Source organism: Arthrobacter alpinus, assembly GCF_900105965.1.
Lineage (GTDB): Bacteria > Actinomycetota > Actinomycetes > Actinomycetales > Micrococcaceae > Specibacter > Specibacter alpinus.
Genome location: NZ_FNTV01000001.1, coordinates 1,046,572 through 1,071,405, shown reverse-complemented (window position 1 = coordinate 1,071,405; position 24,834 = coordinate 1,046,572). Strand labels below are relative to the sequence as shown.

General features: G+C 59.5%; 31 protein-coding genes and 7 tRNA genes. 7 read left to right on the top strand and 31 right to left on the bottom strand.

Annotated features, from left to right (window positions below):
* Positions 1 to 10: 10 nt before the first annotated feature.
* The 7 genes from BLV41_RS05010 to BLV41_RS04980 all read right to left on the bottom strand — a co-directional run bounded on the left by BLV41_RS05010 (position 11) and on the right by BLV41_RS04980 (position 1,685).
* A complete protein-coding gene (locus BLV41_RS05010) occupies positions 11 to 853 on the bottom strand; it encodes a PD-(D/E)XK nuclease family protein (RefSeq protein WP_074710844.1) in 843 nt (280 codons plus the stop codon).
* 150 nt (positions 854 to 1,003) lie between these two features.
* Positions 1,004 to 1,079: transfer RNA gene (locus BLV41_RS05005), tRNA-Gly, on the bottom strand.
* A gap of 36 nt (positions 1,080 to 1,115) precedes the next feature.
* Positions 1,116 to 1,187: transfer RNA gene (locus BLV41_RS05000), tRNA-Val, on the bottom strand.
* A 74-nt stretch (positions 1,188 to 1,261) separates the two neighbouring features.
* Positions 1,262 to 1,334, bottom strand: a tRNA-Gly gene (locus BLV41_RS04995).
* A gap of 61 nt (positions 1,335 to 1,395) precedes the next feature.
* Positions 1,396 to 1,467, bottom strand: a tRNA-Val gene (locus BLV41_RS04990).
* A 47-nt stretch (positions 1,468 to 1,514) separates the two neighbouring features.
* Positions 1,515 to 1,588, bottom strand: a tRNA-Cys gene (locus BLV41_RS04985).
* A gap of 24 nt (positions 1,589 to 1,612) precedes the next feature.
* A tRNA-Gly gene (locus BLV41_RS04980) sits at positions 1,613 to 1,685 on the bottom strand.
* Between the two features lie 439 nt (positions 1,686 to 2,124).
* On the opposite strand from BLV41_RS04980, the gene BLV41_RS04970 reads away from it, so the two are divergent.
* Positions 2,125 to 2,196, top strand: a tRNA-Val gene (locus BLV41_RS04970).
* A 178-nt stretch (positions 2,197 to 2,374) separates the two neighbouring features.
* Here BLV41_RS04970 and BLV41_RS04965 read toward each other — a convergent pair.
* A complete protein-coding gene (locus BLV41_RS04965; RefSeq protein WP_083360604.1) occupies positions 2,375 to 3,001 on the bottom strand; it encodes a Helicase associated domain protein in 627 nt (208 codons plus the stop codon).
* Positions 3,002 to 3,059: 58 nt separating this feature from the next.
* Between BLV41_RS04965 and BLV41_RS04960 the strand changes: the two genes are divergently transcribed.
* The 4 genes from BLV41_RS04960 to BLV41_RS22010 all read left to right on the top strand — a co-directional run bounded on the left by BLV41_RS04960 (position 3,060) and on the right by BLV41_RS22010 (position 4,860).
* Entirely contained in the window at positions 3,060 to 3,350 is a 291-nt protein-coding gene (locus BLV41_RS04960) for a hypothetical protein (protein ID WP_074710841.1), read from the top strand.
* Between the two features lie 31 nt (positions 3,351 to 3,381).
* Positions 3,382 to 3,531, top strand: coding sequence for a hypothetical protein (locus BLV41_RS22015; protein ID WP_170835428.1), 150 nt, complete (start codon positions 3,382 to 3,384; stop codon positions 3,529 to 3,531).
* Positions 3,532 to 3,703: 172 nt separating this feature from the next.
* Positions 3,704 to 4,003, top strand: coding sequence for a hypothetical protein (locus BLV41_RS04955; protein ID WP_139244214.1), 300 nt, complete (start codon positions 3,704 to 3,706; stop codon positions 4,001 to 4,003).
* A 713-nt stretch (positions 4,004 to 4,716) separates the two neighbouring features.
* The gene (locus BLV41_RS22010; protein ID WP_170835427.1) at positions 4,717 to 4,860 is read left to right on the top strand and encodes a hypothetical protein; all 144 of its coding nucleotides are present in this window, start codon (positions 4,717 to 4,719) and stop codon (positions 4,858 to 4,860) included.
* 54 nt (positions 4,861 to 4,914) lie between these two features.
* Here the strand turns inward: BLV41_RS22010 and BLV41_RS04945 are convergent, their stop codons facing one another.
* From BLV41_RS04945 to BLV41_RS04925, 5 genes are read right to left on the bottom strand one after another with little or no spacing between them, the layout of a single operon-like run.
* Complete coding sequence (locus BLV41_RS04945; RefSeq protein ID WP_074710839.1) at positions 4,915 to 5,262, bottom strand: hypothetical protein; 348 nt, start codon at positions 5,260 to 5,262, stop codon at positions 4,915 to 4,917.
* A complete protein-coding gene (locus tag BLV41_RS04940; RefSeq protein WP_074710699.1) occupies positions 5,259 to 5,615 on the bottom strand; it encodes a hypothetical protein in 357 nt (118 codons plus the stop codon). Before BLV41_RS04940 ends, BLV41_RS04945 begins: the two co-directional genes overlap by 4 nt.
* Before the next feature lie 8 nt (positions 5,616 to 5,623).
* The gene (locus BLV41_RS04935) at positions 5,624 to 6,217 is read right to left on the bottom strand and encodes a hypothetical protein (protein WP_074710838.1); all 594 of its coding nucleotides are present in this window, start codon (positions 6,215 to 6,217) and stop codon (positions 5,624 to 5,626) included.
* 44 nt (positions 6,218 to 6,261) lie between these two features.
* The gene (locus BLV41_RS04930) at positions 6,262 to 6,684 is read right to left on the bottom strand and encodes a hypothetical protein (protein WP_074710837.1); all 423 of its coding nucleotides are present in this window, start codon (positions 6,682 to 6,684) and stop codon (positions 6,262 to 6,264) included.
* Positions 6,681 to 7,109: a hypothetical protein gene (locus BLV41_RS04925; protein ID WP_074710836.1), complete on the bottom strand. Its 429-nt coding sequence runs from the start codon at positions 7,107 to 7,109 to the stop codon at positions 6,681 to 6,683. The genes BLV41_RS04930 and BLV41_RS04925 overlap by 4 nt, the downstream gene beginning before the upstream one ends.
* A gap of 152 nt (positions 7,110 to 7,261) precedes the next feature.
* Here BLV41_RS04925 and BLV41_RS22005 point away from each other — a divergent pair, with 152 nt between their 5' ends.
* Positions 7,262 to 7,399 (top strand): hypothetical protein, encoded by a 138-nt coding sequence (locus BLV41_RS22005; protein WP_170835426.1) that lies wholly within the window; start codon positions 7,262 to 7,264, stop codon positions 7,397 to 7,399.
* A gap of 140 nt (positions 7,400 to 7,539) precedes the next feature.
* Positions 7,540 to 7,680, top strand: a complete 141-nt coding sequence (locus BLV41_RS22000; RefSeq protein ID WP_170835425.1) for a hypothetical protein — start codon at positions 7,540 to 7,542, stop codon at positions 7,678 to 7,680.
* 393 nt (positions 7,681 to 8,073) lie between these two features.
* On the opposite strand, the gene BLV41_RS21995 is transcribed toward BLV41_RS22000, so the two are convergent.
* The 18 genes from BLV41_RS21995 to BLV41_RS04835 all read right to left on the bottom strand — a co-directional run bounded on the left by BLV41_RS21995 (position 8,074) and on the right by BLV41_RS04835 (position 24,825).
* Positions 8,074 to 9,015: an O-antigen ligase family protein gene (locus tag BLV41_RS21995; protein WP_170835424.1), complete on the bottom strand. Its 942-nt coding sequence runs from the start codon at positions 9,013 to 9,015 to the stop codon at positions 8,074 to 8,076.
* Between the two features lie 576 nt (positions 9,016 to 9,591).
* A complete protein-coding gene (locus BLV41_RS04915; RefSeq protein WP_074710834.1) occupies positions 9,592 to 11,148 on the bottom strand; it encodes a hypothetical protein in 1,557 nt (518 codons plus the stop codon).
* Positions 11,149 to 11,214: 66 nt separating this feature from the next.
* The gene (locus BLV41_RS04910) at positions 11,215 to 12,165 is read right to left on the bottom strand and encodes a hypothetical protein (protein ID WP_074710833.1); all 951 of its coding nucleotides are present in this window, start codon (positions 12,163 to 12,165) and stop codon (positions 11,215 to 11,217) included.
* The gene (locus BLV41_RS04905) at positions 12,165 to 13,295 is read right to left on the bottom strand and encodes a Gp37-like protein (protein WP_074710832.1); all 1,131 of its coding nucleotides are present in this window, start codon (positions 13,293 to 13,295) and stop codon (positions 12,165 to 12,167) included. Before BLV41_RS04905 ends, BLV41_RS04910 begins: the two co-directional genes overlap by 1 nt.
* 1 nt (position 13,296) lies before the next feature.
* Positions 13,297 to 14,256, bottom strand: a complete 960-nt coding sequence (locus BLV41_RS04900) for a phage tail family protein (protein ID WP_139244212.1) — start codon at positions 14,254 to 14,256, stop codon at positions 13,297 to 13,299.
* A complete protein-coding gene (locus BLV41_RS04895; protein WP_074710830.1) occupies positions 14,253 to 17,255 on the bottom strand; it encodes a tape measure protein in 3,003 nt (1,000 codons plus the stop codon). The genes BLV41_RS04900 and BLV41_RS04895 overlap by 4 nt, the downstream gene beginning before the upstream one ends.
* 18 nt (positions 17,256 to 17,273) lie before the next feature.
* Positions 17,274 to 17,531 carry a hypothetical protein gene (locus tag BLV41_RS04890; protein ID WP_139244211.1) on the bottom strand — a complete coding sequence of 86 codons (258 nt, stop codon included), beginning with the start codon at positions 17,529 to 17,531 and terminating at the stop codon, positions 17,274 to 17,276.
* Between the two features lie 110 nt (positions 17,532 to 17,641).
* Positions 17,642 to 18,085, bottom strand: a complete 444-nt coding sequence (locus BLV41_RS04885) for a hypothetical protein (RefSeq protein WP_074710828.1) — start codon at positions 18,083 to 18,085, stop codon at positions 17,642 to 17,644.
* Between the two features lie 99 nt (positions 18,086 to 18,184).
* A complete protein-coding gene (locus BLV41_RS04880; RefSeq protein WP_074710827.1) occupies positions 18,185 to 18,997 on the bottom strand; it encodes an IPT/TIG domain-containing protein in 813 nt (270 codons plus the stop codon).
* A 74-nt stretch (positions 18,998 to 19,071) separates the two neighbouring features.
* Positions 19,072 to 19,233, bottom strand: a complete 162-nt coding sequence (locus BLV41_RS21990) for a hypothetical protein (protein WP_170835423.1) — start codon at positions 19,231 to 19,233, stop codon at positions 19,072 to 19,074.
* A gap of 256 nt (positions 19,234 to 19,489) precedes the next feature.
* A complete protein-coding gene (locus BLV41_RS04870; protein ID WP_074710825.1) occupies positions 19,490 to 19,762 on the bottom strand; it encodes an HK97 gp10 family phage protein in 273 nt (90 codons plus the stop codon).
* Complete coding sequence (locus tag BLV41_RS04865; protein WP_139244210.1) at positions 19,762 to 20,064, bottom strand: hypothetical protein; 303 nt, start codon at positions 20,062 to 20,064, stop codon at positions 19,762 to 19,764. Before BLV41_RS04865 ends, BLV41_RS04870 begins: the two co-directional genes overlap by 1 nt.
* 59 nt (positions 20,065 to 20,123) lie before the next feature.
* A complete protein-coding gene (locus BLV41_RS04860) occupies positions 20,124 to 20,552 on the bottom strand; it encodes a Gp19/Gp15/Gp42 family protein (RefSeq protein ID WP_074710823.1) in 429 nt (142 codons plus the stop codon).
* Positions 20,553 to 20,570: 18 nt separating this feature from the next.
* Positions 20,571 to 20,867 carry a hypothetical protein gene (locus tag BLV41_RS22265; protein WP_074710822.1) on the bottom strand — a complete coding sequence of 99 codons (297 nt, stop codon included), beginning with the start codon at positions 20,865 to 20,867 and terminating at the stop codon, positions 20,571 to 20,573.
* Positions 20,868 to 20,869: 2 nt separating this feature from the next.
* Positions 20,870 to 21,778: a phage major capsid protein gene (locus BLV41_RS04850; protein WP_074710821.1), complete on the bottom strand. Its 909-nt coding sequence runs from the start codon at positions 21,776 to 21,778 to the stop codon at positions 20,870 to 20,872.
* Between the two features lie 13 nt (positions 21,779 to 21,791).
* A complete protein-coding gene (locus BLV41_RS04845) occupies positions 21,792 to 22,151 on the bottom strand; it encodes a capsid cement protein (protein WP_074710820.1) in 360 nt (119 codons plus the stop codon).
* A 2-nt stretch (positions 22,152 to 22,153) separates the two neighbouring features.
* A complete protein-coding gene (locus BLV41_RS04840) occupies positions 22,154 to 23,497 on the bottom strand; it encodes a head maturation protease, ClpP-related (protein WP_074710819.1) in 1,344 nt (447 codons plus the stop codon).
* Complete coding sequence (locus BLV41_RS04835) at positions 23,494 to 24,825, bottom strand: phage portal protein family protein (protein WP_074710818.1); 1,332 nt, start codon at positions 24,823 to 24,825, stop codon at positions 23,494 to 23,496. The genes BLV41_RS04840 and BLV41_RS04835 overlap by 4 nt, the downstream gene beginning before the upstream one ends.
* Positions 24,826 to 24,834 lie beyond the last annotated feature (9 nt).

Genomic DNA, 24,834 nt, shown 5'->3' with positions numbered 1-24,834 from the left:
TAGTTGTCAGTTACCGCCCCGGCGGCGCAATATCGAGCAAAGGTGTCCCGGCTGCGGCCGCATCCAATGACGTTTGCCACACGCGGCGCAGTGAGGCGAATTTAAACCAATGTGCTTTGAGAACCTCCGGGTTGGCGCGCAGGGTTCGCACTTCGGTCTCGCCGATGGCCACGCCGAGCAAGATCGGGTCCTGACCGTACTTCCATGGCTCCCAAGTACCTGCGGCTTCATCCACAATGGATTCCTCCGCCTTCATTCCGGCAACAAGTTGCATCACGACCTTGGCGTCCAGGCTTTTGACCTGTCCATTGCGATCCGTGCCTTTGGTTTTGTAGTCAATAATGCACAGTTTCCCGCCAATGGTCGCGACCAGGTCCAGGGTCCCGGCGTAGCCCAATGTTTCATTCCAGACGGTGACTTCGGGAGCTATCGGCTTGACCTGGAATTCGTCCCACCAAGTATCAAAACGAAGCGCAAAGTTTTCTTCCCCATTTTCGGCAAGGGCCGCACGGGCTTCAACTATTTGATGCGGGCGGTCCAGGGCGCGTAGTGCCACCTGTTCACAATAGTTGTGTACGCGATCACCGCGGGCCGCTGCGGCGTCACGGAATTGTTCAGCCGCATTTGAGCTGTCACGAACCACCGTACGCAATTGTCCGGGGTTACCCACGGCGGTTCCCAGGTCAGGGTGCTTGGCTACGGCCGTGGCCGCCATATAGCCAATCCACCCATCCAGGGTGGTGGCCTGTTGGCCGATCACGGTGGTGATGGAAGGAACCTTGGGTGGATCTTGCAAGGAACGGGCGTACATGCGCCCCAATTCGGTACTGTGTGCCAATGCTGGTGCTGTCATGCCTCTACTATTCCACTCCTGTGTGACAGTGTGCAGCAGCGAGGCTGACCACTGTGGATAAGTCTTGGCCCGGCTGCCGAGGAGCTTGCGCCCACAGGGCCGGATAACAAAAATGCCGAAACCCTGGGGGTTTCGGCATTCATGTTTATTTGGAGTGGTCGACGAGATTCGAACTCGCGACATCCACCTTGGCAAGGTGGTGCTCTACCAGCTGAGCTACGACCACAGGGAACTACATCAAATGAACTGTGACATTCATTCGTGGGCGATACTGGGATCGAACCAGTGACCTCTTCCGTGTCAGGGAAGCGCGCTACCGCTGCGCCAATCGCCCATATTTACTTTTTCAAAAGACTCGCATGAAAATGCCGGAATCCTGGGGATTCCGGCATTTCCTGCATTCTTACGAGTGGTCGACGAGATTCGAACTCGCGACATCCACCTTGGCAAGGTGGTGCTCTACCAGCTGAGCTACGACCACATGTGTTGCTGCACTACACCGTTTGATTTTCATCAAAAGAACGAACAATGAAGTTCATTCGTGGGCGATACTGGGATCGAACCAGTGACCTCTTCCGTGTCAGGGAAGCGCGCTACCGCTGCGCCAATCGCCCAATGCATCCCGCTGAACTATACAGCAAAATACCTTGGATCAGCCAAATGGAGGTGGGAACGGGATTCGAACCCGTGTGCACGGATTTGCAGTCCGTTGCCTCGCCTCTCGGCCACCCCACCGTGAGTGCTGAACGGTGTCCTACGAGTGGTCGACGAGATTCGAACTCGCGACATCCACCTTGGCAAGGTGGTGCTCTACCAGCTGAGCTACGACCACTTGAGCTTCATTTCCACACCTCCGCGTTTCCGCTTCGGCAGTCCGTGTTGCTGCGGTGAAAACATTACCCGAGCACATTCCCAAACACCAAATCGTGGGTGCCCTGGCATGGGGGCCCACTCCTCCCTGATGCCTGGATCGTTGAATTGGCGCGGTTTACTCGCCAACCATTCGAATTACAGCCATGTCATTAGAGTGCCGTTTTGGGGCATTTTTGCCGATTTTCGCCAAATTCACCCATGAGGCCCTCGTCACATTTAGCTTTTCGCCCCTTACCCACTGGCCAATTTCCACACCATTTCGCAGCACGCCGACCACTCCCCTGCGATCGCCTGGGGATTCGAAAATGCCGATTATGAGCATGGGAATCTTTGAGCTAGTGTTTTACACGCACCACGGAGTACAGCTAATTTTGCATCGCGGATTAAAGTACTTCATTGGGCGATTGGCGCAGTGGTAGCGCGTTCCGTTCACACCGGAGAGGTCGCTGGTTCGAACCCAGTATCGCCCACCTGAAAGAAAAGCCCTACTGACCAGCACAAACGCTGATCAGGAGGGCTTTTTCGTGCCTGAACTTTGAAGTCAAATCACGGAGTGTGCCACAAACGTGCCACACTCCCCCGCCCGTGCAAAGTCACTTCGGAAGGCGGACTCCGCTCAGCCAGCTCGAGGTGCCGCCCCTCAATCAGTCACATGCTGCTGTGCCAGCCCGGCAGTGCTTCGTTGAGAGCTTCCAGCCGCCATTGTTTTAGGTGTCCTTCTGCTCGGCCCTGGTGTTGGGTGTGGAGCCAAACGCCGAGGCTATGCTCTTCTTCGCTGTCGTAGCGCTTGTAGCGCGGCATCGCACCTGTCTCCTCGACGAATGCGTGAAGCTGTGCGAGGCGTTCTCGCCAGTGCTCATCCCGATTCACCGAGGGTTCCCGGTATGTCCAGCCAGGCAGCTTGTCCATCAGCGTGATCTGAATGTCGGGAAGTTCGCCACGGATATGCAGAGCGCGCTGGTGGGCAACCCACCGGGCCAACGAGGATTCTTCCTCATCGCCACTGGCAGCGGGTAGCCGAGCATGGGCGGCTAGGAAGATTTGGGTGTCTTTGTATCGGCGTTGCCAGTGCGTGGTGGGCCAGCCTGGGCCGCGTGCCGCGTTGGCTGCATCATGAATGGGCCGGATCTCATCGTCGTAGATTTGCCTGACCTGCAGGTGACGTTGCACGGTCGAGAGCGGCCGGCCTGTCAGATCGGAGATCTCGCGCACGGTCATCCCAGACTTGTACATCCGATCCCACGACGGGTGTAACGAGATATCCCAGCGCAACATGCGTCCACGCTAAACCATGCCGCCGTCTTTGTCAGTGCCTGCCCATATTGTGCTGGACATGGAAACTGTGAAAGTGGAGACAGCGTCGGGTGCGCCTGTGTCGTTCATCCGTGACGGCCGGACGTGGCATGTGGGCGCGGTGCCTGTGCGGTGGTTTGAGCGTGTGCCGTGGTGGGAGACAACAACCCGTGCGCCCAAAGATGGGATGCTGCGAATCGACGTTGCGGTCTGGCAAGTGCAGGCCCGGATCGGACACAACCCACGGTCTCCACTCGTCACCTTCGAGCTAGTGCTCGGCCAAGACCGTGCGTCGTGGTCGGTGCGGTCCATGGAATCGGTGGCGGCGTGAGTTTGTCACACCCTCGGGCTATGGTTACCCCATGATTATCACGGCATTGGTGGAGACTATTGAGACGGGCGCCCTAGAGGTCACGTCAGTGGATTGCAAGGACTACACTTCAGGCTTCGAGCAGCTCAAGCGGACCCTTCCTGAGGGTGTACGGCTGGTGAGTGTACGGCCAGAACGGTAAAGAAAAGAAAGCCCCCACCCGAGAAGGTGGGGGCTTTACTTGTGTGCACATTTATCCGAATTCAGTGCCAGAAAGCAGGAATTTGAGACTGGACGGGCCACAAGGGCGTGTCTAAAATTGGTGCCACTAAGTTTCCCTATGGTCTCAGAATCTTGTTTCGGAAGGGTGATAAGTGATGTTCAAGCAAAGCAAAAACACATCAGATCCCCACGCCCTGGAGCGAATCCAGACTGGCGAAATGGACCAAATTTGGTGCGATGTATGCGAAACAGATGAGTACGTGCTCATTGAAAGTGCACGACGCCGCCGACGCAACGATGCAGGGGTTTGGTTTGTTGACTACACCTGCAGGAACTGCGACAACTTCTATGGCCATGAAATCGAAATAGACGGCCTCAACACCGCTACGGCACACGCGATCATCACCGTGATGCAAGAGCCAGGACACAGCGTGAGAGTGAACCCCGATTAGGTGTTGGTGCTCGCCGTGGGCACCGTCTCTCCCTGCATGAGGGTAGCCATCGACTCTGCTCCGGGTCGGTGGCTACCTTTACTGTGTTGGCATTGGTGGCTCAACTTCAAGACGGCCCGTTCGTTGGCGGTCTCGTCCCACACAGTCAACACCCTCTAATTATGAAACTTGCTAGCCAACGTGGCAACGACTTGAGAGTCACGATTTCGCCTGCAGGTGTAGATTCTGACAAACCCTCACTCAACCAACGGAAGGCCGTGCCACTCATCGTCAGGCACACCGTGAACGCCGACCGCCGGGAACCACTCCGACATATGCCCGACCAGAGCCGAGGTCCATTCCACATACACAAGTGATCGCGTGTATCCACAGGCCAGCCCGTAAATACTCCCAACCTTCACCCAACGCCGTGCGTCTCCCTCTAAGAACTGGATGCGCCCGTGATCTGGGCAACTTGCTTGGACACGATCCATCCACAGCAGGTGCGCAAAACTTTGGTCAGGCTTCTTCACCCACCCATGATGCACTCCCCCACTGACACTGACAATCAGTTCATGATCATCACCGCAATGCTCGAGACCATCTCGACGGGCGCCATCGAGACCACATGAGTTGAATGCCAGGACTACGCGGCCGGCTTCCAGCAGCTCAATCGGACCTTGCCTGAGGGTGTGCGGCTAGTAAGCGTCCGGCCAGAGCATTAGGCTACGGTCATGAATCCAGACACAGAAACACCTCAGCCGACCGAAGCCCCCGAAGAATCCCCCGCAACTGGGAACAAGAGGGACTACCAAGAGCAGGTAGCCGGCGAATTCGATAAGTACGACAATGACATGTGGGCCGATGACCTCGGCTAGTTCTTAAACACAAGTAGGCCCCCACCAAACGGTGGGGCCTACTTGTGTCAGTTATTATTTGCCGTCGTCGGGGTAGATAGCGTGACGGTCACGAGCCACGGCTTCGTGGTACTGGTCAGTCAACAGCGCGTCAGGTTCCGGCAGCGGCGGGGTAGGTAAGGGCTTAGGTGCTTTGCCAAGCCGCTGCAGGTACGCCGCCAGGGACATGAGAACGGATCTGACGACGAGCACCCCAACCGCGGCCCAGAAAAGCGGAGACGTTACATCTCCCGTGTTGAGCAGCAGCAACAGCCCGCCGCCGATGGCAATGAGCGCATCCATGCCGAAGCCCTGCCACAACGTGCGGAGGGCACGCTGCAGCGCGTCAGCCTTGTCCACAGTCAGCACGCGCCGGCCGGTCACTTGTTCAACTCCGCGGGTGCGCTGGCAACGCTGATGTCGACCTTGACGACGCCCTCAGCCAGTGCCGTTTTGACCGTGTCCGAGATTGCCTTGACACTGGCATCATCTTTGGCGGCAATCGCATTCAACGTCTGAATTGTGCCGTCTGTCTTCCATGCCACCTCAGCTGCGAGGCTGGTCTTGCCACCAAGGGCGGCACCAGAACCCTTGCGGTCGAATGTGGTGTTGAGGGTCTTATCCGCAGCGGTACCGCCGATGAGATCCGCGAGGTACTTGCGTCCGTCTTCGTGGCACAAAATCCACCACACGTCCTTGAGGGCTTGCTGATTTCCGGGGTATGGCTGAGGTGTCATGCTGTCTCCTAAGTGAGTGCGAGACCGAGGTCAACAAGGAATTGCTGATCGGCGGTGTAGGTGGGGATTGTTGTGATGTTGCTGGTCTGGCCTGCCACTGCTGGCGGGGTGCCGATCCAGCGGAGGTATCCGTAGAGGTAAGTTTTGGGCCACTCATGAATGCGCCCTGGTGAGCCGTGCTGGCCGCCGTTGTCGTCTTCGAACCCGTCACCTAGGCCATTCAGCTCGAGCACCCGAATGGAGTTGCCAAGGTCGGCGAGGATCATGAAGATGTGCCCGACACCGTTGCCAAAGAAGCTGCGGTTCATGATGCCGAAGTCACCGGCCACCGCTGTCTTCTCCGGAGTGATCGCGTCAAAGAATTCCCACATGCGGTTCGTCGGCGCGGTCCAGTTCATCTCCCACACTGCTGCAGCGTCCGGAGTTGGCAGATTGTCGGTGAATCCGAGCCGATACCGGGCCCAAATCCACAGGTCCATACACTGGTAGCCGTATCGCTGGTCGACGTTTAGGTCACGTCCGGCGAGGTCCTGGGTGCGTCCATTGCAGTTCGCTACCGCGTAGTCAGCGAAAGCTTGCATTGCCGCTTGACTGAAAGCCATGAGCCCTCCTTAGGGCAATAGGAAAGCCACCCGGATTAGGTGACTTAGAGTCGGTCGTTCTGTTCTTGTTGTCTGCCATGCTCCCGAATCAGGGAGGGGTCAAGGTGTTCCCGAAGTTGTTCCGGGATGGAGGGGATCGGCGGCAAGGACCCGTCACGGGCCCAGAGCAGGAACCGCTCAATGAAATTCATGCTGATCCGGAAGACGTGCGTTACCTTGTCGAGGTCCTCCCGCAGTAGGCGCAGTTTGTCTCCCTGCTTCTCGTGGCTTTCCTTGAGGGCACTCACCTCCTCCTGCAACCGTTTGAACATCGCCGCGTTGATTGATTCGGCCCGCTCATAGGCGGCGGCGTCAACCTCGACTTCTTTCACCTTTACCGAAGCGCGCCCGGCGTACCGGGATGCGCCGTAGGAGAAAACTGCGGTGACGACGATCCCAGCTATCGTCAGCCATCCTTGTACGGTCATCGGGCCATCCGTTCGTCTCGATCGCTTGGACCCTGCATCCCTGAGACCACCATGACCGCACCGGCAATCGCCCAATAGAGGCAAGTGGTCACCCAGCCAGTCTTGGAAGTTCCGAGCATCCAGCCAATGAGGTAGAGAAAACCCCAGATAGTAGGGGCGAGCGTCAACCCGATGAATGAGAACCGATCCCGCGGCCGTGGCAATGTAGCTCCGACGAAACCGACGACAGCGACGACAGCCCAGATGAAGCCCAGATAGTGCACATGCACGCCTGGCAGCCAAGACAGCGCGGACGATCTGCCGGCGCTGGGAGGGACCAGTAGGTAACTAACGCTCACCAGTGTGTAGACGGTGGCGAACAGGACTTGGAACGCTCCCCTCCGGCCGTTGATGATAGACCAGCGCGGCTTGGGTTTTTTGGTCATTGCAGCCCCTTTCGGGCAAAAGAAAAACCACCAGGTGTCTGGTGGTTTGGGTGGGGAACTTAACCGGTCGATACAAGCCCGTAAAACGGATCTCAGCCTGTGTAAAACGTAACCTCGCCCGGGCAACCTGGTATGTGCGTATGGTGGGCTACATGGGGAAAAAATATGATCATCAGGAACGCCAAGTTCGCGAGATGGCATCCCGGAGGCGCAGGCAAATCGCCGTGTACGTCGGACTTGGGCTGCTCGTTGTGGCGGCAGTGGCAGTTTCGCTCTACGCCCTCGCTTAGATTCCACCGGATTGTGCAGACCGCTTGCATAGGCAGGCCACTCCGCTGTCGTCGGCACTAAGCAGACATAGGTACCTCCGAGTCAAGGTCGAGTACTGGCCACTCTGTCCGTGATCAGCGCCCGGCTCTAGTGTCTGAGCATGAAACGACTACATGATGCATTCCGCCAGTTCGTGGTCAAACATATTGTGGCCATTGACCCGTGCCCTGAGCTCTCCTTCCTTGACCAAAACGACCGTCTAGCCCATGGGGAATATGTGCCAGGAGGGTTCGGAATTTAGCTGGTCTTGTCGCGCCCCACTGCCGACGCTGCCCATTTGGACAAGTCACAAAGAAGTCATAGTCCAATTGGCTAGTGGAAGCTTCAAGTTTCGGGGTATCCTATGGATTCAAATAATCTATTGGGGGAACATTGGAAAGCTTCGAAGAAGAAGTATGTCCTGAGTGTGGCCACGAAATCGGCAGCCGTCAGACCTGGGCAGTCACGCTCTATAAATGGATGAGATTGAAGCCACGCCGGTTTAGGTGTGCATCCATGTACGAGGACGGTGTAGCTGCATGGTCGGCAGTCGAATGCCAGTGCACCAACGCCACGCACTCCGCGACACGTTCTAACGACCGACAACTTCTATAAACGAAAAGGCCCCGCCATTTGGCAGGGCCTTTCGTCATGGTTACTTGATGACGAGTAGCTTTTCTCTCGGCTTCACAAGCAGCGTCGGATCCGCGGTCTTGCTGGTCGATGAGACACCAAGTCCAACCCATGCTGCGATGACGCATACCGGTGCTGTCAGCGTCCAGTACTGCGCAGTGATCATTGCGATCATAAGCGCGAGGATAGCCGTGGCGGCACTGATCGCATAGAACGTATCCTTCTTGACCAGCCAAGCCATCGCGGATACAAGGAGGGCAAAGAACACAACCATTCCGATCCACCCGAGCTGGACACCAATCATCAGGAAGCCGTTGTCAGTCGTCAACTCCCCAAGAGGCGCAATGTCTGGACGGATCTGCGACATTGGTCCTGCTGAGCCGGACCCCGCGCCGAACGGGTTCTCGATCATTGCTTGGATGGCACGAGGGTAGACGATTGCCAGGCGGTCGTTGAACGATCGATCTCCGGTCAGGTCGGTCAGTGTGAGTGCGCGATCTACGGCGGTTATCACTCGCTCGTTGCCACTTGCCTGAACCATCAATATCAGCGCAACCGTGGAGACCGCGGCTATTGACCCATACTTGGCCAGACGCTTCACCAAGTCACCATTGCCCCACAAAGCTAGAGCGATCACCAAGGCCGCAACGGCGGCGATGAGCGAGGTTCGCGTCAAGCTCAGAGCCATCGCCGCAGCCAATGCAACACCAGCCACAAGCAACCATGTCCGGTACCAGCCCTTGGTGTGAGCGGCGGACATGAACAAGGCGGGGGTCAGGCACGCGGCCAGCAGCCCAAAGTCCTGGTTCGTGGGCAATAGCCCCATAGTCCGAATCGTGTCGCCGACGCCATAGGTCGAGAGGCCCGCTGTAATTTCCGCCATTTCAGCGCCGGTGAATCCTATTGTCGCCTGCCGGAGGGAGAATGCGGCATTTCCAACGACAACGACAACGACTGTAGCCACTATGGATAGCCGCCTTTGACCCCGGGTGTAGTCAGTGGCTCCGGATGAGATAGTGCCGGCGACAGCGAATGCGCAGAGCAGTGGGAATACTAGAGCCAGCCCTGATCGCAGGCCGAATGTTATCCCGCTGCCGAAAACTGAAACCACCGTCGCCAAGGCACAGCAGAACATGTAGATTGCGGCTAGCTTCGGAGCGACGCCGCGAAGCTTCGTCTGCATGGCGAATCGCAATCCCCAGAACGCCCCAAGTGCAGACAGCCCGATAAGGCTTACTTGAACAAGCGGGCCGACTGCTGGCGCGTAGAGGCCAATGGCCCCCACTACCCCGTAGAGAAGGATCGCGACACATACCGCAGTAGTGACAACCCCGATACGGAAGCACAAGGGTGCTGCCGTCACCACCACCAAAGCAAGGACTCCGGCAATCGGCTGGCCGAAGGCCACTAAGATCCCGCATAGAGCCAGACCAATGTGGGCAGCTATCAATACTGCGATCTTGTCTTTGTTCAAGGTATTCCCCATCCGTGTCACACCACTCAGGAGGTGACGCATCCCGCTAAGGATACCGGACACGATCTACCCTGTAGGGGCTTTGCCCATGAACCCCAGAAGCCAGATATTCGAGCCGGGGTACACGATGGTGTTGAGTGCGCTGGGCTTCCATTGCCTGTTGCCGCCACCGTGGGATGCGAAGACGCGCATGTTTGCATCAGGGGCCGTGACCAGCTCACCTGTTCCGCCACCGTGGGTAACGTATGCGCGCATAGTGGTGTCCGGCGTCAGCAAAACAGTTCCAGCACTGTTCACGAACTGAATCTTGAGTGTTGTCGTTGAAGTAGGGCTTGTCGTGCTGGTGACTACCGGGCGCGTGGCACCGCGAGGATTCAACGAGACTCGCTGTGTTGCCGTCAGTGGAATAGCAGCGTGAGTAAGCGTCAACACACCCGTGCTGGTGTCGAACGCAAACCCGGTAAATTTTCCGTCTTGTGACGACCAGTTGGTCCCGTCAAAGGAAACGTAGTCAGCGATTCTAGGCGAGTTGTCTCGGACCTCAAGGGAAAACTTGCCAGTGTCCAGCGTCCCCGCAGCTCGTGGCGCATTGAAGCTGTAGAACTCGGTGCGCGCTACTGCGTTAATGGAGTACTGGGCCGATGCAGGAACTGGCTCGTGGGCTAGGGTCAGTATCCCGCCGGAAAATGTTGGGGTCAGCTTTCCGTCTTGCGAAACCCACGCGGAACCGTTGTAGCTCACATAGTCGGATGCAGCCGGGGCTGCTTGGCTGATGCGGATGTCAGTGTAAGTCTGCGTGACGGAAGTGCCGCAAGAGAATCCGTTGCGGGCAAGCGTTTCATCTGGAACCGCCATGAAGGTGACTGTCATTCCCGAGGGGCCGACAACACCAGGGTAATTTACCCGGATGTATCCGTAAGGACCGGTCGAGTCATCGACTGTGTCAATCGAAGTGATTCCGATGGGCCGATGGTTTGACCCTTCAAGGAGTAGCTGCCAGCCGCTGCCATCTCCAAGATTGCGAATCACGCCCGCAAGCCACACGTACTCGTGCCCGTCTTTGGCTTGAGGCGCGCCAGTCAGCCCAATAGCGGCAGAAAGAGCCGTTCCTGTCAGCGTCGCCGGATTCCCGACCAGGGCCGCCGTAGACACATCAGCAGGAGCCCCCACCAACGCCGCCGCCTGCTGTGCGGCCAGCTTGGCAGCCGTCGCCTCAGCCACCGTGGCCGCGAGTGCGGTTGCAACGCCAGTCGCGGCGTTGGTGGCGGCGAGTTCGGAGGATGCTGCTGATTCTTGGGATGAGGTTGCGGAGCCTTGGGCTGCGCCTTTTGCTGCTTCGGCGTCTTCCCACAGTCCTTTGAAAGACTTGAAGGTGCCGGAGAATCCTCCGCCTTCCCATGCCAGCTGAGGGATGGTGTCGTGTGAGAACTGTGGCCCAAATCCGAGCCGGTTGGTTGTTACCGGGTTTGGAAGTTGGGTGGTGTGGCTGAGGTCCCAGATGGTGACCGGAGTCTTGGTCGGGTCACCGACGGCGAAAATGGTGACGCTTGCGTTGGCTGCAACCAGTGATGGGTTGGAGGGGTCTGCGGCGAGGATTGGGTCATGGGCGTAGGGTCCGGGCAATGGGTGCCTCCTGGCATAGGAAAGGCCACCGACGTGCGGTGGCCTTGGTGGGGTAAGTGGGGTTGTTTACCAGCCGATGACGGTGACAGCCAGTGCGATGGCACCGTAGCCGTTTGCCCAGTTTGAGTTGTCGCTGCGGCGGGACTTGAACTTGATCCGGGTGGCGCTGACGTCCAGGATCGCCGGGACGTGCAGGAACGTAGGGTCTCCGCTCTTGCCGGTTAGTTGGACGCCGTAGATTCCGGAGAAGGAAGGTATCCCGTTGTACCCGAACCAGAGGCCACCTTCGCCTAGGGCGTTCGTGGCTGATGTTGCTTCTCGGTTCTCGCCGCCGGCGCCCTTGGACACGGTGACGAGCCCGGTCCACGTTCTCGGTGGGGCCCAGTCTGGTTTCGCTATTCCGGCGATCGGGGCCGATGGGAGTAGTAGAGGCGATTGGTCTACCCATGTCCAGACGCCGAGTGCGCCGATCGTGTATCTCCACGTGGTGGAGCCGAGTAGGACGTCGGCTCCGGGGCGGGCTAGATAGTCACGGGCGAGAATGTCCGCGATGACCACGCCGCCGTTACCTGCCCAGCAGCGCAGGTCGATGATCTCTTGGACGACGGTTTGTCCGGCCTGTACCCGGCACAAGGCTAGGGGCTGGTCCGATTCCACTCCGGGAGTGTTTGATCGGGCTGGAATGGCTTTTGCCGACGTACCGGCGATAATCATCGGGACGGTCGTGGCCGGGACGGACCAGTTCCGGCGCCGGACGACCAGGAACCACTGGGAGCCGGACTCGACCAGGGGAAGGGCCATCGTTTCATATTCGGCGGTGACGTCCATGATGCCGTCACCAGTGCCGGTGCCCGCGTTGATGCGAATCCCTCTGTCCAGTCCGCCTTGGGTGGTGACGCGCCAATCGTCAACGCCTGCCACGGAGAAGCGGGCCGCTGCCGCTGCGGGTAGCCAGGTTGCCAGGGCTGCGGCGTTGATAGATCCGGGGTAGCCGTAGCTGGTGGGTGGGGTGGCCATTAGGTTCCTGCTTTCAGGTCGTGGACGCCTCGGGCGAGGGTGGTGATGGCTTGCATGAGTTGGTCCATGGGGTCATCTTTTGGCCCGATGGTGGATGAAAGTTTCAGGCCGCCGGGGCGGTCCCACGAGAATTCCATTTCTCGCAGGACGTCGGTGACAGTGATGTTGTTGCCAACGCTGGCCGTGGCGAGGTCTCCTACACGGATTCCCTTGACCCCGCCGTAGCGGAAGCGTTCGGTTTCGGCCAGCTCCACGGTGAGAGTTCCGCGGGCTGCTGTTTCGTCCAGAGTCTCTTGAGCTCGCATGAGGTAGGTTGTGCCGTCGGAAGTGTCTCGGGCATCCCGGAACACTTCGATAATGTCTCCCCATTCGTCTTCCCGCGCGATATCCGCGAGAGTTTCGAAAACGCGAAGGTCTCCTTGACCCTGCCCGCCAATGACGACGCGGGTGGCGTCCGGAGCGGTGCCACTGAAAGACCATTTCTGAATGACCCGGGATTGCTCCGTCAAGACGTTGGGGTAGACCTTCGGGACGTAGACGTCCAAGACCAAACCGCCACCGGCCATGATGACGCTGACGCCGATCCCTGCCGTATCCACTGCCGGGAATAGCCGGTCATAGAGCGGGTGCATCCGAAATGATGCTTCAATGTCGGCACCGCGGCCCAGATCCGGGGCGATCGTCAGCGGGAACCCTAAGCGGGTGATGGCGTTCTTCGCCACCACGTCCTTGAGAACCGTTTCCGCCGGCTGGCGCCCGATCGAATAGTAGGCGCCCTCGTCGCCTTGCTGAGTGATGAGCTTGGCTGGGGCGGGCCAGCCAGCCACATTGTGAAGAATCCTAAAATCGGACTGCACGCTGTAAACCAGATCACCCGCCACACCCGGTCCTGCGCCAACGGGCGCCCGGATAGGGCCGGTCATGAGCGGCTCGCCCCGCAACTTGATACCCAGCCGTGCTCCTGGTGCTCCCAGCAGGTCCGTGCGTTTGTGGTTCGCCGCAACCGTGAGCGTCGCTTCGGAGATCGCGTTGTGACGGACCGTGCCCTTGATTGACTTCAAATCACCGAGCGGTGCCTTCCACTGACAATTCTTATCGTAGATATCGATCCTGAACGGGGCAGCAGCCACATCACACCCCCATCAGGTAGTACGTCTTGAATTTCGCTTCCACCCCGCCAGTACCGTCCAAGGAAAGGTTCAACTGCACGTCCGTTCCCGGAGGTAAGGCCGGGTAGTTGAATTCCGTGAGCTGGTCCATGACGTCCACACCATCAAGCTCTGCGGTTAGCCGGCGCGGGTCTGTATCGATGACGAGCTTGGAGCCATCCGGCACTGGGAACGGCACGATTGTTGTGTCTGCCCCGATGCCGACGACGGCTGTTGTAGCTGGGCCCACAATCGTCCAGGTTGCGAATGACTCGACGTCTCCCGGATTCGTCACCGTTGCCGTTGAGAGTTGCGCAGACGATGAAACGAAGAAGTCCGGACCAAACCCGGTGGGGCCGAAGAAATCGACTTGCTCCCCGGCATCCCACGACTGAACTACCTCCACGCCCTCCCAGAACGGCTGCTCAGCGAACATCTCGATCCCGTAGGCTTCCCATCCACGCTTCGACGGGTCCGTGCTGTAGGAATGTCCGCCGTCGGACGCGAACCGCAGCCGGAGTGAGAATTTCTCCACCGTGCCTGTTCCCGTCGGCAGTTCCACCGTCCACACGCCAGAGGTCCCCGGGCGCATCGTCTTCCAGAACGCCTTGTGCCTGGCCAGCCATGCCTTTGAGCTTGGCTGATCGTCGGAGGCAGAGCCGGAGTAGATGATGAAGTTCCAATAGACCTTGCGGCCCGTGGACAACCACCCGTCCCACTCCACCCCATGCACCACTGGTGAATCGTGGGTGTAGTTGAGGATCTCCGGCATTCCGAGACCCTCGATCCCATCGGCCAGCAGCGCGGCCCCTGAGCGCGGATCACTGATCTCCCATACCGACCCGTCCCATCCCGTCCACGTGTGCTTGATTCCCTGCCAAGGAACAAAGAACCCCGGGATGGGAGGGACGTACGGGGCACCATAGGCGAAATTCACACTCATACTGCAACCGCCACCCTTCGCAAGTTAGCCAATGACGAGGAACGCCGGATCTTTGTGTACAACTCGTCTGCGACCTTGTCCGGCTCCCACCCGACATTGCCCTGGACAACCACGGACACACCCGCGGCCATGGCCTGCACGGCCTGCTGGCTGCCAGCGGTTGTTGATGCCCGTCTGGACGACGGTGAGGCCGATACTCCGGTACGGATCACTGCTGACACCTGGGACAGGGTCGATTCCAGATCAGGAATCCCGGCTCGGAGCGACTTATTGAGCCCTCCCATGATCCAGCCGCCGGCTGGGACCAACAATGCCCGGTCGTATGCTTCTGGGCCCTTGTGTGCGGCTATCCAATCGCCGATGCCACCGACGAAGTTCTTCACGTTCTCAAACCCGGCTGTCAGGCCGTTCAGGAACCCTTGAATGATCTGTCCACCAGCACCCACAAGCAGGCTGCCCATGTTGCCCAGGGCTGAAAGAATCCGGCCCGGCAGCCCAGTGACCCAAGAGACGAGCTCGAGGAACTTGTTGACCGCCGCGTCCTTCACATCGCCGATCCACTGGCCCATCCGGATATGCAACTGAGCAATGGCAATGATCCCGGCAAGGACGCGGCCGGGGATCCCGGCAATCCATGCCACGATTGCATTCCACACGGACATGACCGTGTCTCTCATGGCATTCCAACCGCCAGACAGAAGGCCGGCGATTTTATTGACGGCCCCGGTGAATATGCCGGTCAGGTTCGACCAGGCACCCGTAACGATGGCTGCAATGGCCGCGAAGGCTGCCGAGAAGTAGCCCTGAATCTTCGCCCACGCCGAAGCGATCAGCCCTCCAATAGCACCGAAATTCCCGGTGAACACGGCGATCAAGATCGCCAGTGCAGTGGCAACAATGGTTTGGATGATGTTCCACGCAGTGGAGAACACCACTTGGATCACGGCCCAGACCGTCTGAATAACGGTCAGCACCATGCTGATGTACGTCGTCACGACCGTGACGATGACCTGCCACGCGACTTGGATAATTTGCTGAATCGCCGCCCATACGGGTGCGATAAATCCAAGGAAACCTTGCCAGACGCCGCCCCACCAGCCGAGGAACCCGGCCATGATGGTTTGGAACCAGGTGACGAATCCCTGCCATGCGCCCTTCAAGAAGGCAACGACCGTATCCCAGTTCTTCACCAGCAGGATAATTCCGGCAATCAACGCCACAATAGCGATAATCACCAGCCCGATTGGGTTTGCCGACATCACAGCATTGAAAACCACCTGCGCAGCCGCAGCCGCCTTGGTACCGACCGCCATTGCCGCGTCAGCGACACCCTTGGCGATCATGGCGGCCCTCGCCCGGGCCATCGTGAGGACGTTGAGGTTGAGCGCCGTGGTCGTCGTTCCAATGGCCCTAGCCTGCTGGTTTTCCAATGTCACGGCGACAATGCGGGCCGCATTGTTCAGCAGATTTACCGGGGTCATGGCGACCTGAGCCGCCGTCAACGCGAGGTGGGCCTGACCCAGCGCACTGGACGCGATTCGCCAAGCTATGTACCCGGCAACGATGGCCGGCATCCAAGCAATGATCGTGTCCACATGCTGAGCCAGAAACGCGAGCGAGGCGGTGAGAATGTTTAGGCTGACGCCGCCCAGCTTGACCAGTGCCGCACCAATGTTGGGCAGCTGCTCACCAAATGACTTGAACGCCGGCAACAACGTCTTGACCGAATCACCAATACTGCCCAGAGCCGTTCCAGCACTACCACCCGCACTGCTCAAAGAGGCCGTGAAAGCGCTGAAACTAGAGAAGTCCAATGCTCGCAAAGCATCAACCATGGGTCGCGTCGCATTCGCGAGGCGCTCCATGAACCCGGGGAACCCGCTGGAGGTAATTTCTCCGTCATTCGCGGCCCATGCAGCGCCGAACGCTATAACCCCGCCGCGCGCTTCTTTGAAAGCGCTGCCTACGATTTCTCCGAAGCGCTGGACTCGACCCATAGGCCCGGATGCTTCAACGTTGGACATGCCCTGTTGGAACCCGGCCACAAACAACGTGATCCGGGTATACAAGCGGTCAAAGGCTGCGAGCGCGACGGTGGAGAAGTTCTCGATGGAGGGTCCGGCTTTGCCTTGGAACCATTTTCCGAAGGCCTCGGCGGCCGGCTTGATCTTGTCGTTCATGCCGTCGAGGGTGAGTGTTACTTGGTTGAAGACTGATTTGATGAGCGGGAAGAAGCCGCTGGATAGGGTGACGCCACCGCGTGAGAGGGAGGCGAGCATGTTCTTCCAGGCACCTTTGGTGGTGTTGCCTGATTTTTGGGCTGCTCCGCCAAGGTTCTCTGTGAGGACCTTGTTGAAGGTTTCGGCGTCGACCTTTCCCTTGGAGACCATGGAGGTCATTTCCTCGGCGGTCACGCCGTAGTGCTTGGCGAGCATTTGCAGGACGCCCACGCCTCGGTCACCGAACTGGTTCAGGACGTCGTTGGTGACCTTGCCGGTGTTGGTGACCTTGCCCATGATCTGGCCCATTTCGCCCATGCCTGTTCCGGCAATGGTGGCCGCGTCAGCGACTAGGGTCAGGTACTTGGTCATCTCTTGGCCGGGCTTGATGCCCGAGGCCAGTGCGGTGGATGCAACCGTCGCAGCCTCACCCATACCGAAGGCGGTGCCCTTCACTGCGGCGAGCGCGTTGTCCATGGTCGTTTTGACGGTGTCCGTGGAGTTGCCCAGGCCCGTCATCTTAGCTGTGGCTTCTTCTATCTGTAGCTGGCGGCTGATGCCACCCTTGACCGCGATAGCGGCCACGGTGGCGGCGAGGCCACCAGCTACAGCGAGGGACTTGCCAACGAAGGCCCCGAGGCCCTTGATGCCGTTGCCGAAAGCGGTCGCGAAGCGGTTTGATGACTCTTTGCCGGCGCCATCGACTTCTTTACTGACGGTGGAGCGGAATCCCGGCATTACCGGGACAATTTCAACTTCACCCTGACCGGCTAGTGACATCGAGGACGCCTCACTTTCTTACTGGGGACGCACCTGCCCGAAAGCGGAGTTCGCGTTGAGGGTAGTTTTCGCCGCTGCTAGCTCGTCGGCTGTGACTTCTTGAGGGGCTTCGGGAACATCCCACGGCCACGGCATCGTGATGGGCGTTTCGCCCTCGCCTAGGACGGCGTTCTGCACGGTCACGTACAGGGCGCCGGCGAACATCGTGTCCATGGACATGGGGTACTGCCAGCCGTTGACCGAGGCGTGCAGGTGGGTGCCTTGCTCATTCAGCAACCCGTTGACCAAGCTGATGGCCCGGCCCCACGCAATCGTGGAGCCGATGCCGTCAGCGTCGAGGGTGAACCGGGTTTGAAAGTCGTAGGTGATGGCTGTCTTGTGCTCCTCTACGAGGCGGAGGAGCCATCCAATTTCCCCAGGGACGCACCGAACCGCTCGCCCACGGCCTCAATCCACTTCATGATCAGATCCATCGACTCCACACCATCGCGGAGTGCCATGATCGGCCCTGAGACGTCGGCCGGCATGATCTCATTGCGGATGAAAGGCAGAGATTCGTTCTCCGACATGCCCTCCAAGGCTGAGAGCTTCTCGAAGGCCGCTAGCGGCAATCGCAGATCCAGGGACACTTCGCCCTCACTGGTCTGGCACTTCAACGCGTGCTCGACAACAACGAACTTCGGTTTGGCACCAGCACTCTTGGGTTTGGCAGTGGCACGCTTGGGCGTGGGGCGGCCCTTCGGCGCTGTCGAGCCCTGCGACTGGGCCTCTTCCTGCGGGTTGTCGCTGGGTACGCGGTCAGCGGGAGACAAAGCATTCTTGGTAGTCATGGTGGTACTCCTTCAACGATGGGTGGGAGATGGGTTGGTGCTGACCCCGGCGTCCACCCATCAAAGGGACGCCGGGATCAGGTCTAGTGGGGCGGCTACTTAGCCGCGGTTGTATGCGAAGGTCGCGTTCCCGGAGGGGGTTGTGACCGTGATCTGTGCCGACCCCGCGGAACCAGCAGGCATCACGGCCGTAATCGAGGTATTCGACACGACTGCGAAGGACGTCGCGTTTGACGCGCCGAACTTGACAGCGGTGGTCCCGGTGAAGCCGGTACCGGTGATCGTGACTGTGGCCGCTGCCGCAGCATCCGCAGGAGTCGCAGTCGAAATGGACACGACAACACCGCCGGGCAGGATCAGCCACTCACCGAAGTGCTTGCCGCCGACCAGGTCAGAACGGTTGATCTTGTAGGTGGTCTCGTAGCCCATGACGTCACCGCGCTTGGACTTCACTTCCTTCACGGAAAGGACGTTCACATCCGGGGCCCAACGGCGCCGGATCGTGCCGTTCTTGAAGATCTCTTCAGAAAACATCGAGTACTTCGTATCGGTGCCGCCAGCATCGATCGTCATGTACCCGTTCTCATCAGCGACCTGGCCACGGATGATCGAGCGGACCGTCTCGTCCGTCTGGGCATAGGTCTGAGAAACCTCAGCCTTAGCCAGCCCTGACGGGAGCGTGTAGCCCTCCTGCCAGAACTCGACAGGGTCACCGTCAGCCTCCAGCGTCCACTCAGGGCCGCCGTCGTCGGTCAACAGACCCGGGACCTGATAGGCCGGATCGAGAGTGAAGCCAATTACGGCACCCTCGGACGGGGTCGGGCCGGCGGTTCCTTCAGGGGCGAATCCCATGCGCCCCGTGACCGGAATACCGACGGCGGAAACATCATTGCCTTTGGAATCTTTAGCCATTGTTTTTCCTCCTAAATAGGAATGCCACCCACTCGGTGTGGATGGCTTGAAACGAATTGGATGGGGCAGTGACGCTAATCGAAAGGCTTCCCGACAACGACCAGCTCAAACGTCATGAAATAGCTCGGCTGGCCGCTTTCCTCGGTGATCCGATACGGTCCTGCAGAATTCACCACGACCGCCACCGGATTGCCCGGATCAGTACGGGCTGAATCGTTGATGATCATCTTCACCAACCGGGCCAACTCCTTAGCGTCAGCACCTTGGCTAGGATCATCCCCCGCAAGGACAGTCACCCCCAGACGGGACTGCCGAGTAATGACAGACGTCGACGGGCCGCCATTATCCATCACCACCACCGTCTTGGGCTTGGCCGTAGGCGGGAAAGCATTCGAAACGAAAACGCCCTGAGCAATCGGAGATCCAATGAGAGCCAACTCCGCGCGAATGAACCCAGTCAGGAACAACTCAAGGTCGGAGTCCAGGACCCGGCTACCCACCACCGGCCACCTGACCCAGTGCACGGGCTAGATTGCCCGTTCTGGACTCGACGAGCATTGAATGCGAGCTCGAGGCAACCACAGCAGCAACCGTCCGCTTACCCCGGCGCTTGACCACGACATGAATGGTGTCCCGGTAGGCGCCCGTATCCACAGGGGCGTTTGCCTTCGCAACGGACTCCACCTGGTTGGCGATGTTGGTCACAATGCCCACGACATCGGCCGAATTGAGAATCTCAGAGAAGAATCCTTCATTCCATTTCATCAACCCACCACCCTCTTCAGTGGGAATTCATCGCCCGGGCGCCACCCGGTGAACGGGTTTTTCCAAGCCGCGTTCTCACCCGAGACTTCCCACAGTCCACGACTGTCCCTGATTCGATCCGCCGGCTGGACGTCCATGTCAGGTGGGCCGTAGACGCTCATGGACGTGATTACCATTTGTCGGTTCGGCGAGGCTGGCTCAGTGGTCGAGGACGCAGCGACCGCAGCACACACAATTGAAAGCTCGTCAGCGTCCTCCCAACGGCCCTGAGTCAGCTCTCCCGAGTACGGATCCTCAACCATTTTGCGACGTAGCCTCGTAATGGTCTCACCGTGAGGCAGAGGGAACATTGACCACATGCCTACTCACATCCTTCCGGCCAGATAAACACACTCTCGTACCGACCAGACGGCGGAGCATGAAAAACAGGCAGCGCAACTGTCGATGACAAACCTTCGAATACAGAAACCATCCAGTCTTCAAGCTCGAACATCTCGCGAGTGTCTGTCTTTAACGAAACTTGCTGTGAATAGGGGCCCGCACCCTGGGACCACGACTTGGCGTTGAGAACCGGAGCTATTTCCAGCTTCGGCAGCACCAGCTGCACCACCACATCCTTCACATCATCAGCGCCCAAAGTCTGCGCTGTGATGCGCTGGTCAACGTCTTTCCAACGGCGCCGGATGTACCTGGAAACCGCACCAAGGTAGTACGTAGCTCGGGCCGTCTCTGTCGGGTTGAGAGGACGCCACGCGCCTTCTAGATCCGCGACTTCTGCAAGATTATCCATGGCGCCCCCTTCCTCCTGCTACTTGGCTGCTGCCTTCTCGGCGGCGGCCTTGTCAGCCGCGGCTTTCGCCTCGGCTGCGGCCTTTTCTTTGGCAGCTGCTTCGGCCTCGGCCTTAACCTTTGCTGCTGCCGTCTGCGTGGATTCCGGCTTCACTCGTTCGATCAAGCCGCGCTTCGCGAGGCCCTTCAGTGTCTCCTCATCAACGCCCTCGGGGATCACCCCGCCGACCCGGACAAGGCGAGCCACGCGATTGCCATCAGCTGGGCCGACGGATACCTTGACGACGTTCGCTTTCGCTACGTATGTATCAGCCATGGTTATGCTCCTGTTCCGGTGAGGAAGATGCCAGCGAGGGGGTTGGTAACCACCGGCACGTGCGGGTTGCGGGCCTGCAGGCGAGACTTGTCCGCACGCGGTTCACGGATGGACGCGATCTCCACACCGGTATCGCCACCCACGGGGCGGTACTCCGGAGAGGGGATGTTTTCACGAGCGATGCCACCGAGGCGGCGGCTGTCCACGAACAACGGATCAGAGATCTCGTCGTCGTCGCTGGCAATCCACGTCAGACCGTTGATCTTCGGCCAATTGCCCGTGATCGCCGAAGTGTCCGAGCTGGGCAGAAGATCCGTCAGCTCCGGAAGCACTTCGGCGTACTGAAGGCTGTTGAGAACTACCGTGTCGACGGAGTAGCCCAACTTCAGACGGCGAATAGTGGCCTCGGCGCGAAGAGCGTCCTTGAGGATCTGCTTACCATTCGTCCACGCAGCACCTGCGAGCGTCTGCGTGACAGAGGACGTGATGACACCCAAGGCCAGCTCGTTGGCATTGAACACCAGCTCAGTCTGCAGGAGCAGCATGGCGTCATCGATGGGCTGGCGAAGGCTCCGACCAACCTCCTCGTCCGTGACCTCCGTGGCAATACCTTCTTTGGATCCCGTGTAGACCTCGTACTGCTCGGCACTCAAAGGCGTGAGCTTGTACTCGGCGCCGGGAGCTACGGTCTCGGCCCTGCGGTCGGTACGGATCTTCTCGTTCGACGGAACCGCGATAGCGCCGCCCTGCAGGGTGTATCGACCCTGCAGGAGAGAGTTTCCGATGAACTGCTGAGCCGTGAGGATTTCTCCCAAACGGCGTGCGAGCAGGGTCGGGGACTTGACGAAGGCCAGCAGATCGGTGGCGCTGGCCGCCGCGAGCTGGCTCGGGGTGTAGGGGTAGATCTTCATTGTTGTTCCCTTCTCAGAACTGGAGGACCTGGACGGGAGCACCGTCTCCGGCCGAGGTGAGTGCAAGGCCAATGGCCGTGCCGGTCGTGGCGGTTCGAACCTTGCCGCTGCCGGCAGCTTCGACCTTCGCCCCACGAGCCACGGCACCGAGTGCCACCAGCAGGTGGACAGACTTGCCTAGTTCGACGGTGACCTTGTCGCCCACAGCGGCGTCGTGGCCAGCAATTCCCACATACGTGGTGGATGCTGCGATGGCGGGCGCTACAGAGCGATCTGCGGTGCCAACCTGAACGGGGTGGCCCCCGGTCACCGCTGCGGTGACCTCGAAAGTGACGGTGTCACCGGGGCGGAATGCAGGCAGGTACTGAGCCATGGTCAGGACTCCTTCGTGGTGTTGAAGATCTTGCTGTAGGTGGAATTCTCATCCGAGGCCTCATCGACGCCACCGGTGTAACCGGCCGCCTCGAGGGGCACGAGGCCCTTGGCGAGGCCGGCGAGGGCTGCTTCCATGCCCGGATCAGCTTCGAGCGTGTTCACCCAGTGCTCACGCCGAGCAGGGGCAATGCGTCCGTCGTTGACGGCGGCGTTGACCAGATTGGCACGATCCGTTGCGAGCTGCTGCTTACGGGCTGCACTGCCCTGGGCAGCTTGGTCCTTCAGCTCGTTGTAAGCGGCCTCGTCCAGAACGACTGTCCCGGCAGCAGCGGCTGCTGTGACTGCGTTGGTGGGTTCTGCCTGCTCTGCGAGCGCTTCATCGAGGGCGGCGAGAATTTCGTTGTCGTTGAGGGTTGCTTCGGCGGGGATGCCGATCCGCTCGCGGAGCCCCTTGATTACTTCTGCTGACATGTCGTCAGTTCCTTTCCCTGCGTTGGTGGTGTTGACCGTCTGCGGTGCATTCGGTTCGTGGGGCTCGTCGGCGAGAGCGGCGACGAGCTTTTCCGTGCCGGGAGGGAACCCTGCACGAGACTTGGTGGTGTTGAGCCAGTCGGCGGCTTCTTGTACGACGGCGCTGACTGGCATGCGTGTGGCGCTGTCGGCCGTTTGTTGTCCTGGTGGCATCCACGGTGTTGGGGCGTTTCCGCGGCCGGTGTGGAGGAATCTGGAGACTTCCGTGAAGGCGTCAACGGAGTCTGTGGCCTTGTTCGCAGTGTCGCCCGTGACGCTGTCGGCGAGCCCTGCTGCGACGGCTTCTTTGGCTGAGTACCAGGACTCGGCTTTCATGGCGTCGCGCCACTCTTCTGCGGTGCCTCCTGCCCTGCTGGCGTAGAGGCTCGCGATGGAGTTGGAGATTCGGTCCAGGTGGGCGGCTTCGTCGGTAAGTTCGCCGGCGTTGCCCGCGGTGTAGGCCCATGCGTCGTGGATCATTACCTCGGAGCCGGGGCCCATCTGGATTTCGTCGGCTGCCATGATGATGAAGGAAGCCGCGCTGGCGGCGATACCATCCACGGAGGCTACGACCTTGGCTTTGTGCCGCTTGAGCGCGTTCATGATGGCCACGCCGTCGTAGACGGAACCACCGGGGCTGTTGACACGCAGCTGGATCTCTTTGACGTCGAGGGTGGCGATGTCACGAACGAACTGGGTTGCGTCGACACCAAACCAGCCGCCGATGGCGCCGTAGATGAATACCTCGGCCGAGCTGGAAGCGGAGTCCGCTTCCATTCGGTACCATTGCACCGGCTCAGCGGCCGCAGGCCGGACGGGTTGGGTAACTGTCATGCCGTTTGTCCTTTCGTGGGTGTTTCTGCTGCTGTGCCAGGCGCGGCCTTCAGCGGTGTTCCGGTGCGGATCTTGGTTCGCTCTCCCGGGGATAGGGACGGTAGCCCGTAGATGGTGCGGAGATGCGTTTCAAGGTCCCCGTCAGCTGTCAGGGCACCGCAGTCAATCAATGCCTTGATTGCTTCAGCGGTTGCAGGGTGTCGGGAGCCGATCTCGTCAAAGACGAGCTTTGGCGCCGGCTCATCCGGACCCCAGTTCAGATCGACGAGGTCTTCGATGATGTGTTGGGTGACTGTGTCCGCAATTTGCATGGCCACGGTCTGCAAGGACAGGGTGAAGAAGTCCGCGAATGTGGATCCCAGCGCCCAAGAGCCTGTCTCGGTTCCAAGGTTGAGGAAGTGGGCCAGGACGGCGCGGGCAATCTGCTCGTCGTAGTAGCGGATCGGGATATCCGCGTCCGGCAGGTCTCCCTCGACGCCCTTCATGGTGAGCTTGGCCGAGTTCGGGATCGCTGCACCGGCATTGTCACCGGAGCGGAGACCGCGGGCCAGCTTGAGCCCCTCGGTGATCTCTTTTTTCTCACGATCGACCCGGTCTTCACCAGATACAGAATCAGGAACAGCGGAACCCTCATAGACCGGGATGCCGAGGCCGTTGCGGTCCACGGTCTGTGCCTGGACCCGTAGCAAGCGGTCCTTGAGTAGCCAGTACTTATAGGCCGGCCGAAGCAAGGACTGACCGAGCCAGTTCCCGCCCTCACGGTCATTGACGTAGACCACGAGTTGTTCTACGCCCATGCGAGGCGCAGCCTTGCCGGTGCCTCCGGTGGACCCGTGCTGATGCATGGCCACCAGACCGCCGTCACCAGCGACATCAATGCGTGAAATGGTCTTGGGTGGACGCCATGCGAGCTTCCGGAGGCGAGCCCGGCCAGAATCATCGATCCTGTACACCTGCTCGAACACCGAATGTCCAAACGGGAGCATCAAAAGAGACAGACGCAAATGCTCCGCCCACGAGAACCGGTCCCGTGTACGGATGACCTTGCGATTCGCGTCATCACCTACCAGATCCAGTCCAAGATCATCAGCTACTTGCTGGGCTACCTCGGGCTTGGCCCCGTTGGGATCGATTCGCCAGGACGTGCGCCGAATTGGCAGCGTCACGGCTCGCAGCACCGAAATGACCTGAGCATCTTGACGACGCATCTTGTCGTAGACACTCACGTTCTTCGGCCACTGCAGCTCCGGTGTCTCTTCTTCGTCCAGGGCCGTCCACCAGCCACTAGAGGTGTCCGCATATCCTTTTTCCGACGTCGGAACAGTCATTCATTGCTC

What these genes read in the sequence shown, in the direction of transcription:
- BLV41_RS04835 (WP_074710818.1), bottom strand. Translation starts at nt 24,825, where the DNA reads ATGACTGTTCCGACGTCGGAAAAAGGATATGCGGACACCTCTAGTGGC.
- BLV41_RS04850 (WP_074710821.1), bottom strand. Translation starts at nt 21,778, where the DNA reads ATGAAGATCTACCCCTACACCCCGAGCCAGCTCGCGGCGGCCAGCGCC.
- BLV41_RS05010 (WP_074710844.1), bottom strand. Translation starts at nt 853, where the DNA reads ATGACAGCACCAGCATTGGCACACAGTACCGAATTGGGGCGCATGTAC.
- BLV41_RS04900 (WP_139244212.1), bottom strand. Translation starts at nt 14,256, where the DNA reads ATGAGTGTGAATTTCGCCTATGGTGCCCCGTACGTCCCTCCCATCCCG.
- BLV41_RS04845 (WP_074710820.1), bottom strand. Translation starts at nt 22,151, where the DNA reads ATGGCTCAGTACCTGCCTGCATTCCGCCCCGGTGACACCGTCACTTTC.
- BLV41_RS04880 (WP_074710827.1), bottom strand. Translation starts at nt 18,997, where the DNA reads ATGGCTAAAGATTCCAAAGGCAATGATGTTTCCGCCGTCGGTATTCCG.
- BLV41_RS04940 (WP_074710699.1), bottom strand. Translation starts at nt 5,615, where the DNA reads ATGACACCTCAGCCATACCCCGGAAATCAGCAAGCCCTCAAGGACGTG.
- BLV41_RS04965 (WP_083360604.1), bottom strand. Translation starts at nt 3,001, where the DNA reads ATGTTGCGCTGGGATATCTCGTTACACCCGTCGTGGGATCGGATGTAC.
- BLV41_RS22015 (WP_170835428.1), top strand. Translation starts at nt 3,382, where the DNA reads ATGATTATCACGGCATTGGTGGAGACTATTGAGACGGGCGCCCTAGAG.
- BLV41_RS04960 (WP_074710841.1), top strand. Translation starts at nt 3,060, where the DNA reads ATGGAAACTGTGAAAGTGGAGACAGCGTCGGGTGCGCCTGTGTCGTTC.
- BLV41_RS04870 (WP_074710825.1), bottom strand. Translation starts at nt 19,762, where the DNA reads ATGAAATGGAATGAAGGATTCTTCTCTGAGATTCTCAATTCGGCCGAT.
- BLV41_RS04930 (WP_074710837.1), bottom strand. Translation starts at nt 6,684, where the DNA reads ATGACCGTACAAGGATGGCTGACGATAGCTGGGATCGTCGTCACCGCA.
- BLV41_RS04935 (WP_074710838.1), bottom strand. Translation starts at nt 6,217, where the DNA reads ATGGCTTTCAGTCAAGCGGCAATGCAAGCTTTCGCTGACTACGCGGTA.
- BLV41_RS22005 (WP_170835426.1), top strand. Translation starts at nt 7,262, where the DNA reads ATGGGGAAAAAATATGATCATCAGGAACGCCAAGTTCGCGAGATGGCA.
- BLV41_RS22010 (WP_170835427.1), top strand. Translation starts at nt 4,717, where the DNA reads ATGAATCCAGACACAGAAACACCTCAGCCGACCGAAGCCCCCGAAGAA.
- BLV41_RS04865 (WP_139244210.1), bottom strand. Translation starts at nt 20,064, where the DNA reads ATGGTTGAGGATCCGTACTCGGGAGAGCTGACTCAGGGCCGTTGGGAG.
- BLV41_RS04910 (WP_074710833.1), bottom strand. Translation starts at nt 12,165, where the DNA reads ATGGCCACCCCACCCACCAGCTACGGCTACCCCGGATCTATCAACGCC.
- BLV41_RS04925 (WP_074710836.1), bottom strand. Translation starts at nt 7,109, where the DNA reads ATGACCAAAAAACCCAAGCCGCGCTGGTCTATCATCAACGGCCGGAGG.
- BLV41_RS22000 (WP_170835425.1), top strand. Translation starts at nt 7,540, where the DNA reads ATGAAACGACTACATGATGCATTCCGCCAGTTCGTGGTCAAACATATT.
- BLV41_RS04860 (WP_074710823.1), bottom strand. Translation starts at nt 20,552, where the DNA reads ATGGATAATCTTGCAGAAGTCGCGGATCTAGAAGGCGCGTGGCGTCCT.
- BLV41_RS04895 (WP_074710830.1), bottom strand. Translation starts at nt 17,255, where the DNA reads ATGTCACTAGCCGGTCAGGGTGAAGTTGAAATTGTCCCGGTAATGCCG.
- BLV41_RS04840 (WP_074710819.1), bottom strand. Translation starts at nt 23,497, where the DNA reads ATGACAGTTACCCAACCCGTCCGGCCTGCGGCCGCTGAGCCGGTGCAA.
- BLV41_RS04885 (WP_074710828.1), bottom strand. Translation starts at nt 18,085, where the DNA reads ATGACTACCAAGAATGCTTTGTCTCCCGCTGACCGCGTACCCAGCGAC.
- BLV41_RS22265 (WP_074710822.1), bottom strand. Translation starts at nt 20,867, where the DNA reads ATGGCTGATACATACGTAGCGAAAGCGAACGTCGTCAAGGTATCCGTC.